Origin of the sequence: Salinivibrio kushneri (assembly GCF_027286325.1) — a bacterium.
In the GTDB taxonomy this organism is placed as follows: domain Bacteria; phylum Pseudomonadota; class Gammaproteobacteria; order Enterobacterales; family Vibrionaceae; genus Salinivibrio; species Salinivibrio kushneri_A.
In genome coordinates this window covers 634,139-650,044 of the sequence record NZ_CP114588.1, presented here as the reverse complement: position 1 = coordinate 650,044, position 15,906 = coordinate 634,139, and the positions used below count along the sequence as shown (strand labels likewise).

The 15,906-nt window shown below is 50.4% G+C and carries 14 protein-coding genes; 2 read left to right on the top strand and 12 right to left on the bottom strand.

From position 1 onward, the window contains the following. Position 1: 1 nt before the first annotated feature. The 12 genes from fabZ to rpsB all read right to left on the bottom strand — a co-directional run bounded on the left by fabZ (position 2) and on the right by rpsB (position 11,985). Positions 2–454, bottom strand: coding sequence for a 3-hydroxyacyl-ACP dehydratase FabZ (gene fabZ, locus N8M53_RS03160; RefSeq protein WP_046074224.1), 453 nt, complete (start codon positions 452–454; stop codon positions 2–4). Positions 455–537: 83 nt separating this feature from the next. Continuing rightward, a complete protein-coding gene (lpxD, locus tag N8M53_RS03155; RefSeq protein ID WP_077667284.1) occupies positions 538–1,563 on the bottom strand; it encodes a UDP-3-O-(3-hydroxymyristoyl)glucosamine N-acyltransferase in 1,026 nt (341 codons plus the stop codon). 14 nt (positions 1,564–1,577) lie between these two features. Next, positions 1,578–2,087, bottom strand: a complete 510-nt coding sequence (locus N8M53_RS03150) for an OmpH family outer membrane protein (RefSeq protein WP_046074184.1) — start codon at positions 2,085–2,087, stop codon at positions 1,578–1,580. Between the two features lie 20 nt (positions 2,088–2,107). Then, positions 2,108–4,546 carry an outer membrane protein assembly factor BamA gene (gene bamA / locus N8M53_RS03145; protein WP_269579462.1) on the bottom strand — a complete coding sequence of 813 codons (2,439 nt, stop codon included), beginning with the start codon at positions 4,544–4,546 and terminating at the stop codon, positions 2,108–2,110. A 33-nt stretch (positions 4,547–4,579) separates the two neighbouring features. Next, positions 4,580–5,935 (bottom strand): sigma E protease regulator RseP, encoded by a 1,356-nt coding sequence (gene rseP / locus N8M53_RS03140; protein WP_269579461.1) that lies wholly within the window; start codon positions 5,933–5,935, stop codon positions 4,580–4,582. Further along, positions 5,932–7,128, bottom strand: coding sequence for a 1-deoxy-D-xylulose-5-phosphate reductoisomerase (gene ispC / locus N8M53_RS03135; RefSeq protein WP_269579460.1), 1,197 nt, complete (start codon positions 7,126–7,128; stop codon positions 5,932–5,934). Before ispC ends, rseP begins: the two co-directional genes overlap by 4 nt. Before the next feature lie 18 nt (positions 7,129–7,146). Further along, positions 7,147–7,998, bottom strand: a complete 852-nt coding sequence (locus tag N8M53_RS03130) for a phosphatidate cytidylyltransferase (RefSeq protein WP_269579459.1) — start codon at positions 7,996–7,998, stop codon at positions 7,147–7,149. Positions 7,999–8,013: 15 nt separating this feature from the next. Continuing rightward, the gene (locus N8M53_RS03125; RefSeq protein ID WP_077667290.1) at positions 8,014–8,784 is read right to left on the bottom strand and encodes an isoprenyl transferase; all 771 of its coding nucleotides are present in this window, start codon (positions 8,782–8,784) and stop codon (positions 8,014–8,016) included. 75 nt (positions 8,785–8,859) lie between these two features. Further along, complete coding sequence (gene frr / locus N8M53_RS03120) at positions 8,860–9,417, bottom strand: ribosome recycling factor (protein WP_077667291.1); 558 nt, start codon at positions 9,415–9,417, stop codon at positions 8,860–8,862. 53 nt (positions 9,418–9,470) lie between these two features. Further along, positions 9,471–10,199, bottom strand: coding sequence for a UMP kinase (pyrH, locus tag N8M53_RS03115; protein WP_269579458.1), 729 nt, complete (start codon positions 10,197–10,199; stop codon positions 9,471–9,473). Between the two features lie 82 nt (positions 10,200–10,281). Further along, positions 10,282–11,124 (bottom strand): translation elongation factor Ts, encoded by an 843-nt coding sequence (tsf, locus tag N8M53_RS03110; RefSeq protein WP_046074176.1) that lies wholly within the window; start codon positions 11,122–11,124, stop codon positions 10,282–10,284. Between the two features lie 132 nt (positions 11,125–11,256). Next, positions 11,257–11,985 carry a 30S ribosomal protein S2 gene (rpsB, locus tag N8M53_RS03105; protein ID WP_077667292.1) on the bottom strand — a complete coding sequence of 243 codons (729 nt, stop codon included), beginning with the start codon at positions 11,983–11,985 and terminating at the stop codon, positions 11,257–11,259. Between the two features lie 447 nt (positions 11,986–12,432). Between rpsB and map the strand changes: the two genes are divergently transcribed. Beyond that, complete coding sequence (gene map / locus N8M53_RS03100; RefSeq protein ID WP_269579457.1) at positions 12,433–13,227, top strand: type I methionyl aminopeptidase; 795 nt, start codon at positions 12,433–12,435, stop codon at positions 13,225–13,227. Positions 13,228–13,281: 54 nt separating this feature from the next. Beyond that, entirely contained in the window at positions 13,282–15,900 is a 2,619-nt protein-coding gene (gene glnD / locus N8M53_RS03095; protein ID WP_269579456.1) for a bifunctional uridylyltransferase/uridylyl-removing protein GlnD, read from the top strand. Positions 15,901–15,906 lie beyond the last annotated feature (6 nt).

Here is a 15,906-nt window from a genome sequence, read left to right as displayed (position 1 = left end):
ATTAGATCTCTCTTCTTGCGCACTTCAGTTCCGCCGAGCAGACAACCTCACCGTCTACTTTTGCCACCCCATTAAAGGCCGCAATACCTCGACGCTCTTTAATAAATTCCACCTCAAGCACCAATTGGTCACCCGGTGAGACCGGACGGCGGAATTTCGCATTATCAATGCTTGCAAAGTAGTATAGCTCGTTGTCTTTCGGCTTACCGAAGGTCTTAAATGCTAATAGGCCGGTCGCCTGCGCCATTGCCTCTAAAATGAGTACGCCTGGGAAAACCGGCAATTGCGGAAAATGACCCGTAAATTGAGGCTCATTGACAGTGATATTTTTAATCGCGTGAAGGTATTGCCCTTCTTCAAAATCGATAACGCGATCAATCAACAAAAAAGGATAGCGGTGTGGTAACAGCTCTTTGATTTCGTTGATGTGTAGAACTTTGTTTTCGCGAGTCAAGGTAGTATTCCCGTTCAAATCCAATACTGACTTCATTAACGCAAAACGGCCCGCGTTACTAAGGCGGGCCTGTCATCTCGGCGTTAATCTTGTTTTTCGAGCTGATTTTCCAGCTCTTTGAGCCGTTTGTGCATCTCATCAATCTTGAGTACACGCGCGGCAGTCTTCCGCCACTCGCGGTTGGGCTGCAACGGAATCCCGGACGAATACATGCCCGGCTCAGTGATTGGCCGCATCACCATCGCCATTCCCGTGATGGTCACGTTATCTGTGATTTCCATATGGCCATTAAACACGCTGGCACCACCAATGATGCAGTGTTTGCCTACTTTGAGGCTGCCTGCCATCACGGTTGCACCGGCGATTGCCGTGTTCTCACCGATCGACACATTATGCGCAATCTGACACTGGTTGTCGATAATCACCCCGTCGGCAATTTCGGTATCATCCAATGCGCCTCGGTCAATGGTGGTGCACGCGCCAATTTCAACGCGATCACCTATCACTACACGACCAAGCTGCGGGATTTTCACCCACTTGCCTTTATCATTGGCATAGCCGAACCCGTCCGCACCAATCACGGTACCCGCTTGAATCAAGCAATCTTGCCCTATCACTACCTCATGATAGAGCGTGACATTCGCCCAAAGCTTGGTCCGCGCGCCTACTTTTGTCCCTTTGCCAACAAAACACCCTGCGCCGATTTGCACGCCATCGCCAATAAGCGCACCAGATTCAATCACCGCGTTAGGGCCGATGGCAACGCCTTCTCCCAAGACTGCATCGTCAGCCACCACCGCCGATGCGGCAATATCGGTGGCACAAGCAGGCGTCGAGTCAAGAATCTGCGCCACTTTGGCATAAGCCAAATACGGGTCTGACACCACCAGCGCATTGCCTTGACAATAAGACAAGTCCCCTTCTTTGAGCATCACGGCGCTGGCGCGGCATAGTGCCAAATTTTTACGATATTTAGGGCTGGATAAGAAGGTAATTTGCCCTTCTCCCGCTGAATTCATCCCTGCAAGCGAGGTTATCGTTACAGCGCCATCTCCGTGGAGCTGTGCATCCAGTTTATCCGCTAATTCAGCGAGAGTAATCGAAACCATGGGCTCCTCGACTTTTATTTAACTGCGTTGATCACTTTTTCAGACAAGTCATCGCTTGGGTTAGCGTACAAGACGGCATTGGCGTCAATCACCATGTCATAGCCCTCTTGCTCAGCCACTTGGTCGACCGCTGTCTTGAGCTTTTTGACCAGTTTAGACTCTTCTTGACCACCACGCTTGCGTTGATCTTCTTGGAGCGCTTTCACTTTCAGCTTGTAATCCGACTCCATCGACTGAAGTTTACGTTGAAGCGTCACTCGCTCGTCTTCGCTCATCAGCTCACCATTGCGCTTGAGCTTTTCTACGCCCTCGGAGAGCTTTTCTTTCAAACGCTCAATTTCAGCCACGCGGTCTTTAAATTCACCGCGTAGTTTTTCGTTGAGGTTGTTTTTCTTCGCCAGTTGCGACATCACGGCCCCGGTTGATACGTAGCCCACCTTCTGTGCAGCATCAGCCGCTGATGCGTACATGGACGTCGTCAATACCGCGACACTCAGTCCCGCTGCTTTCAAAAATGATTTCACAATAGTCTCCTTTCTGATCATCAGAATGTGCGCCCGATCGTGAAGGTAAAGAACTCTTCATCGTCGCCAGGCTGGCTTGTAATAGGTTTTGCGATGGAAAATACCAAAGGTGCCATCGGGGACATCCACTGCAATGCCATACCATAAGAGGCACTGATATTGGATGGATCTGAGTAGTCTTTTGTGCCTGCGGGATAGCCCATGTTGATAAGTTCTTGGCGATCAAACTCAGTGTCCCACACTGAGGCGGCATCAATAAACACACTGGTACGGATTTGCTCGCGTGCTTCCTCTGAGGCAAACGGCGTTGGCACAATCAACTCAGCACTGGCGCGTGCCATGGCGTTACCACCGACGGCGTCACTCGAGCCATAGCTACCTTCTGAGTACTCCACGTCTCCGTCTGACTGCTCAGATCCTCCCTCCGACTTGTCTTTGTAGACCGCTTTCGGGCCTACCGTATTCGAACGGAAGCCACGCAGTGACGAGAAGCCCCCCGCGTAATAGTTCTCATAAAACGGCAGCATGTGATCTTGGCCATTGGTTTGGCCATAACCGTTACCATACGCAAGTCGGCCACGCATCAACAGCGTAAACTCGTGCTCTTGTGTCAGCGGCACGTATTGGCGGATGTCATACTGCATTTTAAAGTACTGTACATCCGAGCCGGGTACCGTCATCCGATACGATGCGCGTTGGTAGTTACCTGCGGTTGGGAAATAGCCGCGGTTGAGGTTATTGCGCGTCCAGGATACTGAAATATCAAAGTCGTCAACTTCCAGGCCTTCATTGTGATTAAGGTTATCTTGGTGAAGGTCTAAGAACTTATCAATTTGATAATAACTGCCGAGGTTCTCAATCTTGTTGTGCGTGTACCCTAACGAGAAATCAATCGAGTTCAGCTCATCAGTCCAAAAACCCCACGTGAGGTTGGTACCGTAACTTTGGTTGGTGTACTCAACGATGTTGGCGTCGCGCGCTTCAAATTCGTTATAGAATACCTTACCGCCTAGGCTTACACCGTCGAGCGTAAAGTAAGGGTCACGGTACTCAAGCGTCAGGTTTTTGCGATAGTCGTTGACCATGGCGTTGATACCAAAGCGGTTCCCCGTACCAGCAAAGTTATCTTGCTGTAAGCCGAGCTGTAAGCTCGCGCCTGACTCGGTGCCATAACCGATACCAAAGTTGATGCTGCCTGAGTTAGCTTCTTTAACTTTGTAGTTAACGTCGACTTGATCATCCGTGCCGGGTACGCGCTGAGTGTCCACTTCAACATTCTGGAAAAAGCCGGTTCGACTGAGACGCTCTTTACCACGGGTAACCGCTTTTGAGTTAAGCCAAGTGCCTTCAAGCTGCCGCATTTCACGGCGTAACACTTCATCTTTGGTGGTGGTGTTGCCAGAAAAGCGCACATTGCGCACATAAATACGCTTACCAGGCTCAACATTGACCGTTAACGATACCTGCTGATTATCATCATCAAAGCTGGGTAACGTGTTCACTTTCGGATAAGCAAAGCCTGTCTCACCCAAATGCCGTTTAATCGCTTCTTCAAGGGCGGTCACCTTATCGCCGTTGTAGGTATCACCACGGGTAAAAGTGACTAATGAGCGGTAAACGTCTTCATTTTGTGGATCACCACGAAAATCCAAGTCCGCCACTTGATAAGGTTCACCTTCATTGACGTTCAAGGTGATGTACACACCTTTTTTATCCGGTGAAATCGCCACTTGGGTGGATTCAACACGGAACTTCAGGTAACCGCGATTAAGATAAAAACTGCGTAGTTTCTCAAGATCGCCCGCGAGTACCTGCTTCTGGTACTTCTCGTTGGCGAGGAAGTTCCACCACGGCACATCAGCGCGCAGGTCAAAATTGTCCCGGAGTTGCTCATCGCTAAAGACATCATTGCCGACAAAGTTAATTTGCTCAATCTTGGCGGACACGCCTTCGGTGAAGACAAATTTCAAATCAGCACGATTGCGCGGCAAGGGGGTCACCACGGCTTTCACCGACGCACTGTATTTACCCACACTGTAGTAAAAGTCTTCGAGGCCTTTTTCGATTTTGCTCAGTTGGGTGCGATCGAGCGCTTCGCCAACACGAAGGCCTGACGATGTCAGGTTCTCTTTTAGCTGCTCTTCCTTGATCGCCTTGTTTCCCGAAAAAGAGATACTGGCGATGGTCGGACGCTCTACCACTTTGACCAGCAGGGCATCGTCATCACGATACACGCGAACATCTTCAAAGTTACCTGAGGCAAAAAGCGCATTGATGACGTCTGCGACATCTTCATCGTCTACCTTGTCGCCGACCCGTACAGGCATCGACAATAAAGCAGCCCCTAAACTGACTCGTTGTAGCCCCTCAAAGCGGATATCGCTGACCTGGAATGCGTCAGCATGCGCCATACTACTGCTTACTAAAAGAGACGCTATTAATAGTTTTTTCATCGCCATCTGCTATCTGACTTATCCTTGAATACTAACCGTTTAAAGTCGGGCGAAGTCGTTAAACAATGCCACTGCCATTACCATCATCAACACGGCAGCGCCGATTCGATACCCAAAATCCTGCACACGCTCCGAAACGGGTCGTCGTGTGACAGCCTCAATCCCAAAGAACAGCAAATGGCCGCCATCCAATACGGGCAGAGGGAGTAAATTGATAATGCCCAGGTTCACACTAATCAGTGCCATAAACCCTAAAAATGAGATCAACCCGATCTCCGCGGTCATCCCCGCGCCTTTTGCTATCGATATAGGGCCGCTCAAGTTATTCACCCCTACATCACCCGTAATCAGCTTTTTGATCATATTGACCGTCATACTGATTACTTGGCCTGTTTTCTGTACCGCTTCAGGTATCGCGGCTAATGGCCCATATTGCTGGGTGAACCGATATGATTCGGGCCACGCTTCCAGTTGCGGCGCAATACCGGCGTAACCTGTCACTTTACCATCGACCTGACGCGCATCAGGGGTTAACACAACAGACTCTCGCTGTCCCTCTCGCATGACCATCAATGACAACCCTTGATTCGGGCTGGCTTTAATCACCTCGACCAAGCGCTGCCATGACGACAGCTCCGTGTCACCCACTGCAATAATTTTGTCGCCTTGCTTGAGACCCGCTTGCTCTGCCGCACTTCCTTCAACCACTTGTGCGATCGATAAAGTAATCGCAGGGCGATAAGGCGTGATCCCCAATGTCGTCAGAGGCGATTGTTTTTCTGGATTAAACTGCCATCGGCCTAAATCCAATTGATAATCTCTGTCATAACTGGATGTGGGCGCCGGCTTAGCGGTGAGCGTCATGCTCTCATCACCGATATGGCCGATCAATGCAAAATTAACAGCTTGCCAATCAGCGGTTTCGACGCCTGAAACCTGGGTTAGTTCCATCCCTGGCTCAATTCCCGCTTCTGCGGCGATCGAGTTGGGTGCAATTTCACCAATCACAGGCTTTACCGCAGGAACACCTATCATCATGATCAGCCAGTAAGCGAAAACGGCGAATATGAAGTTAGCAACTGGGCCGGCGGCGACGATCGCACTACGCTGCCATAAAGGTTGGTTGTTAAAGGCCAGAGGTTTATCCGCCTCTGGCACCGCCTCAATACGCTCGTCCAACATTTTGACATAGCCGCCAAGGGGGATCGCGGCAATCACATATTCGGTGCCGTCCTTACCAAATTTCCGCCACAATGCGCGACCAAAACCAATGGAAAAGCGCTCTACTTTCACCCCACAACGGCGAGCGACCCAGAAATGGCCAAACTCATGAATCGCTACCAGTATTCCCAGTGCGACGATAAACGCCGCTGCATTCCATAGAAAACCGCTCATTGTGCCACCTTAACAATCTGCTCATCCGCAGTCATGCGCGCTATTCTATCCAGCTCAAATAAGCAATCCAAGCTTGTCGGTGTCGGGAGAGATAACTGGGTCATCACCTGCTCATTGATGCGAGCAATATCCATAAATCCGACTTTTCCTGCCAAGAAGGCCGCTACGGTTTGTTCATTGGCTGCATTCAAGCTTGTCGTTGCCGCCTGCCCTTGCTCACACGCTGCCATGGCGAGCGATAAGCATGGATAACGCTGTGCGTCGGGGGCCATAAAGGTAAATTCACCAATTTGGGTAAAATCGAGCGGGGCGACAGGTGCTTGTACTCGTTCGGGGTATCCCATCGCATGCGCAATGGGGGTGCACATATCCGGTGTTCCTAATTGTGCTAACACCGAGCCATCACACATCTGCACCATGGAATGGATCACTGACTGAGGGTGAATCACCACCTCCAGCTGGTCAGGCTTGGCATTGAATAACCAACGCGCTTCAATGTATTCCAGCCCTTTATTCATCATGGTGGCGGAATCGACCGAGATTTTCGGCCCCATCGACCAGTTAGGATGCGCGACCGCTTCTTCGATACTGACAGCCGCTAAGCTATCCGGATCGCGATAACGGAATGGGCCACCCGATCCCGTTAATAAGATTTTACTCACGCCTGCTGCGTTAAGATCGCAACGTCCAGGGGCTTGCTGTACCGCGTGAGGCAAGCATTGAAAAATGGCATTGTGTTCGCTATCAATCGGCAACAGCTCTGCACCATACTGGTGGACAGCATCAATAAAGAACTGCCCTGACATTACCAAGGCCTCTTTATTGGCAAGTAGCACACGCTTTCCTGCCTTCACGGCGGCCATGGTCGAGGGCAATCCCGCTGCGCCAACAACGGCGGCCATCACCATGTCAACGTCTGGTAGCGATGCGAGGTGACACAGGCTCTCGGTGCCGCCAAGCACTTCGGTGCGTAACCCTTTTTCTGCAAGCGCTTTGCTCAGTTGGTGCGCCGCCCCTTCATCCGCCATTGCAGCGTAAGCAGGCTGCCAACGTGCACACAAAGCGATCATCTTTTCAACATTGGTATGAGCCGCCAATGCCGTTACGTCATACTGCTCAGGGTTCGCTTCTACCACTTTCAATGTGCTGGTGCCAATCGAACCTGTCGCGCCTAAAACGGTAATTTTTTGCATGTAAACGACTCGTTTCACTTAATTCGCAAACGCGAAATACAACACGGTAAAAACGGGAAATGCGGCTGTCAGACTATCAATACGGTCGAGAATACCGCCATGACCAGGAAGAAGGTTACCGCTGTCTTTGACCCCTGCCACACGCTTAAACATGCTTTCAGCAAGATCCCCCAACACCGAGGCTAAAGCCGTCACCACCGCAATCGCTAACAACACCCCAAGGTTGGCAAAATGAAGCTCTAAGACGTAGGCGCCAAGCCAGGTCACCCCTACCGCCGCTGTCAGCCCGCCAAGCAATCCCTCTAGGGTCTTATTTGGGCTCACCGCCGGTGCCATTTTGTGTTTGCCAAACTTCTTTCCGGCAAAGTAAGCACCGCTATCCGCACACCAAACCAGCACAAACACCAGCAGTACTAATTTAGCGCCGTAGTAAGTGGAAAACTGATAATCCGCTGCACGCAATAACAATACACTCCACATAAAAGGAAGCATGGTGAGCAGGCCAAACATCAGGCGAAGTAGTTTGCTGTGGGTCCAATAGCTGCCTGAGCGTGGGAATGCGAGCACGAGGACAGTGGCAAACAGCCACCAAGCAGCGCCTGTTGCGGCGACCGCAAAAGGCGGTAAACGTACGTGCCCCAATGCCATGGCGTCAAAAGGGAGAGCAAACAGAGACAATGCCAACGCAGCAGCGGGAATGATAAAAGTAAGCAGTCGTGACGACGCTGAAACAAATTGCGTCCACTCCCAAAGTCCAATAAGCGTGACGACCGCTATCGCTGCCACAAAAGCAGGAAACGGTAAGTAGAAGACGCCCGCGACCACTAACGGGACTAAAAAGGCCGCGGTTAAAACTCGTTGTTTGAGCAAACTGATTCCTCGTGGTTACTTATCCGTGGTTATCATGGCTTTTATTTGCTCGCCCGTGCAGCCAAACCGTCGTTCTCGGTTGACGTACCAAGCCACAGCATCATACAAACTCTGTTCGTTGAAGTCCGGCCAATACTGCTCGGTAAAACACAGCTCGGCATAAGCGGCTTGCCATAAAATAAAATTACTGATGCGGCACTCTCCGCTGGTGCGGATCATCAAATCCACATCCGGTAAGTCAGCCAGCATCAAATAGCGAGCAATATCTTGCTCACCGATATCGTTCGGTTGCAACTGCCCTGCCGCGACTTCTTCGGCCACTCGGCGCGTTGCTTGGGTAATATCCCACTGCCCACCATAGTTAGCAGCAATATTGAGTACTAAACGGTCATTATCGGCCGTTAGTGCTTCGGCTTCGGCGATTTTGGCCTGCAGTGACGGGCTAAAGCGAGAGGTATCACCGATGATGCGTAATTGCACCCCATGACTGTCGAGTCGTTTGACCTCACGAGAAAGCACATTGATAAACAGCTCCATCAATACACTCACTTCGTCTTCAGGGCGACGCCAATTCTCACTGCTAAACGCAAATAACGTCAGGGCTTTTACCCCTAGTTCAGACGCGGCTTTCACCGTTTTACGCACCGCTTTTACACCCGCCTTATGTCCAAACACACGGGCTTTGCCTCGTGCCTTAGCCCAACGCCCATTGCCATCCATGATCACGGCAATGTGCTGCGGTAAAGCGGCAGACTCGAGCTGCGCATCAAGAGACTGGGAACTCATGTTTCTCCTTGGCAAATAAAAAGCGCTGTACTGCACGCACAGCGCTTTAGCATCGGCGGTAAAGTCTAATGAGATTTAGACTTCCATCAACTCTTTTTCTTTTGCATCAAGAAGTGCATCAACATTCTTGACCGCTTCGTCAGTCAACTTTTGAATGTCATCTTGCGCACGACGCTCGTCATCTTCAGAGATTTCTTTGTCTTTAAGCAGCGCCTTAAGCTCATTGTTAGCGTCGCGGCGAATATTACGAATTGCCACACGGCCTTGCTCACCTTCGGCACGCACCACTTTCACCATATCTTTACGGCGCTCTTCAGTCAGTGGCGGCAAAGGAACACGGATCACGGTGCCTGCAGAGGCTGGGTTGAGGCCCAAGTCTGAGGTCATGATTGCTTTTTCAACCGCTTGTGTCACTTGCTTGTCGTACACGCTAATCGCCAACGTACGCGCATCTTCCGCCACGATAGAGGCGAGCTGATTCAAGGGGGTCGGCGCACCGTAGTACTCAACAGTGATCCCTTCAAGCAAACTCGGGTGGGCACGGCCTGTGCGCAATTTACCTAGCGTGTGTTTTAGCGCCTCTACACTTTTATCCATACGCGATTTCGCGTCGTCTTTTATGTCATTAATCACGGGAGTATCCTTGCGATTGAATTAGTTTGTAAGATTATGCCACCGATACCGGCTTAGCTGTTAGTGATCAAAGTGCCTTCTGCCTCGCCCATCACGACACGGCGTAATGCACCTGGCTTGTTCATATTAAAGACACGAAGTGGCAGCTTATGATCGCGTGCTAACGTAAATGCGGCCAAATCCATCACTTTCAACTCTTTTTCTAAAACATCTTGGTATGTTAGCGAGTCATAAAGCGTTGCATCCGGGTTTTTGGTTGGGTCATCGCTGTAAACCCCATCGACCTTGGTTGCTTTGATCACAATATCAGATTCAATTTCAATACCGCGTAAGCACGCTGCCGAATCTGTGGTGAAGAAAGGGTTACCTGTCCCTGCGGAGAATATCACCACGCGACCATTGCGAAGCTGGCTGATCGCTTCTGCCCAATTATAGCTATCACACACGCCATTCAAGGGAATGGCTGACATCACTCGCGCGTTCACATAGGCACGATGAAGTGCATCACGCATTGCCAATCCGTTCATCACGGTGGCTAACATACCCATGTGATCGCCCACAACACGGTTCATTCCCGCCTCAGCAAGACCAGCACCACGGAATAGATTACCGCCGCCGATAACCAAACCCACCTGAACACCCAGCTCGACCAGTTCTTTGATTTCTTGTGCCATACGGTCTAGCACAGTGGGATCGATACCGAATCCATCATCGCCCTGCAGGGCTTCACCGCTAAGTTTAAGTAAAATTCGTTGATAAGCTGGCTTAGGATTTGTAGTCATTTCACTACCTTTCTATTAGGCACTAGTTAGGGAAGAAGGTTATGGAAGACCGCGGCGAGCACCGCGGTCTGAGTCAGAAAAATTAGCTTTGTTGTGCCGCAGCAACTTCTGCAGCAAAGTCTACTTCTTCTTTCTCGATGCCTTCGCCCACTTCAAAGCGGATGAAGTCGGTCACTTCGGCACCTTTTTCTTTCAGCATCTGGCCCACAGTTTGTGATGGATCCATCACGAATGCTTGACCCGTCAGAGAAATTTCACCGGTGAATTTCTTCATGCGACCAGCAACCATTTTCTCTGCGATGTCAGCAGGCTTGCCTGATTCCATTGCGATATCAACCTGAATTTGCTTCTCTTTCTCCACCACGTCGGCAGGTACGTCTTCAGGGTTAACATAGTCAGGCTTAGACGCTGCAATGTGCATAGCCACGTGCTTGATGGTTTCTTCGTCCGCTTTTGCCGCAACGATAACACCGATGCGACCGCCGTGACGGTAAGAACCCACTTTCTCGCCTTCGATGAATGAAACACGACGGATATCCATGTTTTCACCGATTTTAGCGACCAGATCAGCACGCTGCTGTTCAAATTTTTCTTTCAGTGCGTCGATCTCAAGGCCTTCAGCCAGTGCTGTTTCAGCAACTTGATCAGCAAATTCCGCGAAGTTTGCGTCTTTTGCAACGAAGTCAGTTTCACAGTTGATCTCAACGATCGCTGCTTTGCCTTCGTTTTCTTTCACTAGGATCACGCCTTCAGCTGCAACACGGCCAGCTTTTTTCGCTGCTTTTGCCGCACCGCTCTTACGCATGTTCTCGATTGCTACTTCGATATCTGCGTTCGCTTCAACCAGTGCTTTTTTACATTCCATCATGCCAGCGCCAGTGCGCTCGCGAAGTTCTTTAACCAGGGCAGCGGTAACAGTTGCCATTGTTCAATCCTCGATTCGAAACTATTTGGGTAAAAAACAGGGGCCCGAAATCGGCCCCTGCTAACCATACTTAGCTTACAGCATGAAAGATGACACGCTGATGGCTAAGAACGCTCACAAGGAGCTGTCGTCTTATTCAGCGACTTCAACCAGCTCGTCTTCTGCTTGCGCAACGATGTCTTGGCTACGGCCTTCTTTGTATGCGTCAGACGCGGCATTCAGGTAAAGCTGGATAGCGCGGATTGCGTCATCGTTACCTGGAATGACGTGGTCAACGCCGTCTGGGTTAGAGTTAGTATCTACCACTGCAAATACTGGGATACCCAGGTTGTTCGCTTCTTTGATGGCAATGTGCTCGTGATCCGCATCGATAACGAACATTGCATCAGGAAGGCCGTTCATGTTCTTGATACCACCCAGTGATTTGTCGAGCTTTTCCATCTCACGGGTGTACATCAGTGCTTCTTTCTTGGTCAGCTTCTCAAACGTACCGTCAGTAGACTGAGTTTCCAGGTCTTTCAGACGCTTGATAGATGTACGAACGGTTTTCCAGTTAGTGAGCATGCCGCCCAACCAACGGTTGCTTACATAAAACTGCTCGCAGTTTTCTGCTGCCGCTTTTACCGCTTCGCTTGCTGCGCGCTTAGTACCAACGAACAGGACTTTACCTTTACGCTCACCGATTTTTGACAGTTCAGCCAAAGAATCGTTAAACATTGGTACAGTTTTCTCAAGGTTGATGATGTGCACCTTGTTACGTGAACCAAAGATGAAAGGCTTCATTTTTGGGTTCCAGTAACGAGTTTGGTGACCGAAGTGTACGCCCGCCTTGAGCATGTCGCGCATTGAAACAGTAGCCATGATAATTTCCTCTTGGGGTTAGGCCTCCACATATCCCATCCACCGACCCGCTTGAGGGCACCCCGGTCAATGTGTCGATATGTGTGTGATTTAAAATAAAAAGTGTTGAGTGAAGACCATCAAACTGAAACCCAGCTCGGCTAGATTGATCACAATGACGGTTTTCGGCGCGCTTTATACCACAAAAACACCAGCAAAATCCAGCAATATTGCGCATTCGGTCAAGCGTGGTTGCCACTAGATGTCATCGGGATCCCGCCCCTTTTGGTTTCCAGAACGCAGATGGCTTGGTACCATAGCGCTACGATCATACGGCTGCTCACCTCATTCACTGCGACAAGCGTAGCAGGTCTGGGCGGCTGTGCTCGATGATACCAAGCGTGAAAATATCGGGCTCTCGTTCTCATCGTCATCATTGAGCGACCCAAATTAAAGTGAGAAAGCAAAATGACAATCCCAATTAAAACAGAAGAAGAAATTGAAAAAATGCGCGTCGCTGGCCGCTTGGCATCCGACGTGCTCGTTATGCTTGGCGACTATGTAAAACCCGGTATCACCACCCGTGAGCTGGATGACATTGCTCACAAATATATGACCGAAGTACAAGGCACGACGCCGGCCACATTGGACTACCACGGTTTTCCAAAATCAATGTGCACATCAATTAACCACGTGGTTTGTCACGGCATTCCGAATGATAACGATGTGTTGCAGGATGGCGATATTGTCAATATCGATGTCACTGTGATTAAAGACGGCTACCATGGCGACACCTCGAAGATGTTTTTGGTCGGAGAGGTCTCTTTGGAAGACAAACGTCTTTGTCGTGTGACACAAGAAAGCCTCTATCACGCGATCAAAAAAGTAAAGCCTGGGGCGACCGTAGGTGAGCTCGGAACCGCTATTCAGAAATTCATTAAAAATAGCAATACACGCTACTCTATCGTCAAAGAGTACTGTGGCCATGGCATTGGTGCGAGCTTCCATGAAGACCCTCAAGTGGTCCACTACAAAAATAATGATCGCACTGTACTCAAACCTGGCATGTGCTTCACCATTGAGCCTATGATTAATGCAGGTAAATACGGTACCGTGCTTGATGAAGACGACGGCTGGACGGTATACACCATCGACGGTAAGAAATCGGCCCAGTGGGAGCACACCCTGCTGGTCACCGAGACTGGCGTCGAAGTATTAACGTTGAGAGAGGAAGAAAACCTCCCGCGTTACATCAACCACTAATCCAACCATTAAAAGCCGGCTTCGCTCCGGCTTTTTTTTGCGCAAAGGATCGCCATGACAGACACAGTGATTACGCCACAGCACCTCGGGGATGATCAGCTCGACCCCATTACCCTAAAAGCCCAATTTCAGCAATTGCTTGAACAGCAAAAACAGGATTTTTTGGCGAATGTCCCTGTAGCGGAATTGGTATACCAGCGCACCGATTACATGGATGCCTTACTGGCGCGCTTGTGGCATCACTTTGGGTTCGCACACACCTCACTTGCCTTAGTTGCGGTGGGGGGGTATGGCCGGCGCGAACTGCATCCACTGTCAGATATTGATTTGCTCCTGCTCTGCCAAGCCCCATTAGACGCTCACCAACAACAAAGTTTAAGCGATCTGCTTACCCTTTTATGGGATTTAAAGCTTGAAGTCGGCCACAGTGTACGCACCGTCGACGAGTGCATTCGTGTTGGGCTTGACGATCTGACTGTCGCCACCAACTTGCAAGAGTCCCGCTTGTTATGTGGTGACGCTCAGCTTTTTGATGCGCTTGAAGCGCGCGTGCATGATGACAGCTTTTGGCCCAGCGAACGGTTTTATCAAGCCAAAGTTGAAGAACAAAAAGCCCGCCACCGCCGCTATCATGACACCGCCTACAAGCTTGAGCCTGATTTGAAACTCAGCCCTGGCAGCCTGCGCGATATTCACACCCTATCGTGGATTGCGCGCCGTCACTTTGGTGCCACCAGCTTACGAGAGATGAGTGATTTTGGCTTTTTGACCGACGCGGAATATCGCGAGCTCAATGAGTGCCAGAATGTATTGTGGCGTATTCGATTTGCGCTTCATCTTGAGCTTCGCCGCTACGACAACCGCCTGACCTTTGCACACCAAACATCGGTCGCGGAGCTGCTTGGCTATCGTGGTGAAGGCAACCGTGCGGTCGAAACCATGATGAAAGACTTCTTCCGCACGCTTGGGCGCGTCGGCGAGCTTAACAAAATGCTGTTACAAATCTTTGACCAAGTGATCATCGACAATGGCCGCACCGGTGAGGTTGAGGTGTTAAGTGACGATTTTCAGCGATGTGGTCGCACCATTGAAGCACGCAAGCCCGCCTTGTTCCAAGCGCGACCGGAAACCATTCTCGATATGATGCTGCATATCGCCAATGACACCTCGATTGAAGCGATTGCGGCGCCAACTTTGCGTCAGTTGCGTACAGCAAGACGTCGACTCAATCATTTTTTGTGTCAGCAAGAAGACGCGCGCGAAAAGTTCATGGCCTTGGTTCGTCATCCCAACGCGCTGCACAAGGCCTTTGGTTTAATGCATCGCCACGGGGTGATGTCAGCCTACTTACCACAGTGGAGTCAAATTGTTGGGCAGATGCAGTTTGACTTATTCCATGTCTACACGGTTGATGAGCACACGATCCGCCTGCTCAAACATATGCGCTTATTTGATGATGAGGCCAACCGAGACCGCCATCCGATCTGTTGTGATGTCTTCCCCCGTTTAGCACGCCGCGAGCTTTTATTGATTGCAGCCATTTTCCATGACATTGGCAAGGGACGTGGCGGGGATCATAGCGAAATTGGCGCCATTGAATCGCATGATTTTTGTTTAGAGCATGGTTTGTCAAAGCCAGAAGCGAATATTGTTAGCTGGCTGGTACGTAACCACTTACTTATGTCCGTCACCGCACAGCGCCGCGATATATACGACCCAGATGTGATTACCGACTTTGCCAAAGAAGTGCGTGATGAAGAGCGTCTGGATCTTCTCCTGTGTCTCACCGTGGCCGATATTAATGCCACCAACCCAGATTTATGGAACAGTTGGAAGCGGACACTGATCGCAGAGCTGTATTACTCAACGCAAAAAGCGCTACGGCGCGGCTTGGAGAATCCACCTGATGTGCGTGAACGCATCCGTCATAACAAACACTTGGCCGCCGCCATGTTGCGCAAGCAAGGCCATAGCCCGAGGGATATAGAAGTGTTATGGCAGCGTTTCAAGGCGGACTACTTTCTGCGCCATACCCATAAACAAATTGCTTGGCACAGTGAACATCTCCTTCATCACGCCGGCGATGTCCCACTGGTGTTAGTGAGTAAAAAAGCCACCCGTGGCGGAACCGAGATTTTTGTTTACTGTCAAGATAGGCCCAGTTTGTTCGCACGCGTGGTGGCTGCTCTCGATAAGAAAAACCTTAGCGTCCATGATGCACAAGTGATGACCAGTAAAGATGGCCACGCCCTCGATACCTTTATGGTGCTAGACCAAAATGACGATGCCATTCCTCTTGACCGTCACCCGAGCATTATCGAAGGGGTCAGCAAGGCGCTGGGAGAAACAGGCACCATTACTATTCCCAAACGGCGAGCACCGCAAAAGCTCCAGCACTTTTCGGTTAAAACCCAGGTACTTTTCTTACCCACGAAAAACGGTCGTCGCACATTGATGGAGCTGGTCGCACTCGACACACCGGGGCTACTGGCTCGAGTGGGTGCCGTCTTTGCGCGCCAAGCTGTCAGTGTCCATGCCGCTAAAATTACTACAATTGGTGAGCGCGCCGAAGACTTTTTTATCGTCACTGACGCAAAGAACCAAGCGTTGACCTCAGAGCATCAGGAGCAGTTAAAAGCGGCACTGGAGAAGGCACTCGCTCGCGCCAAGTAACGAGCA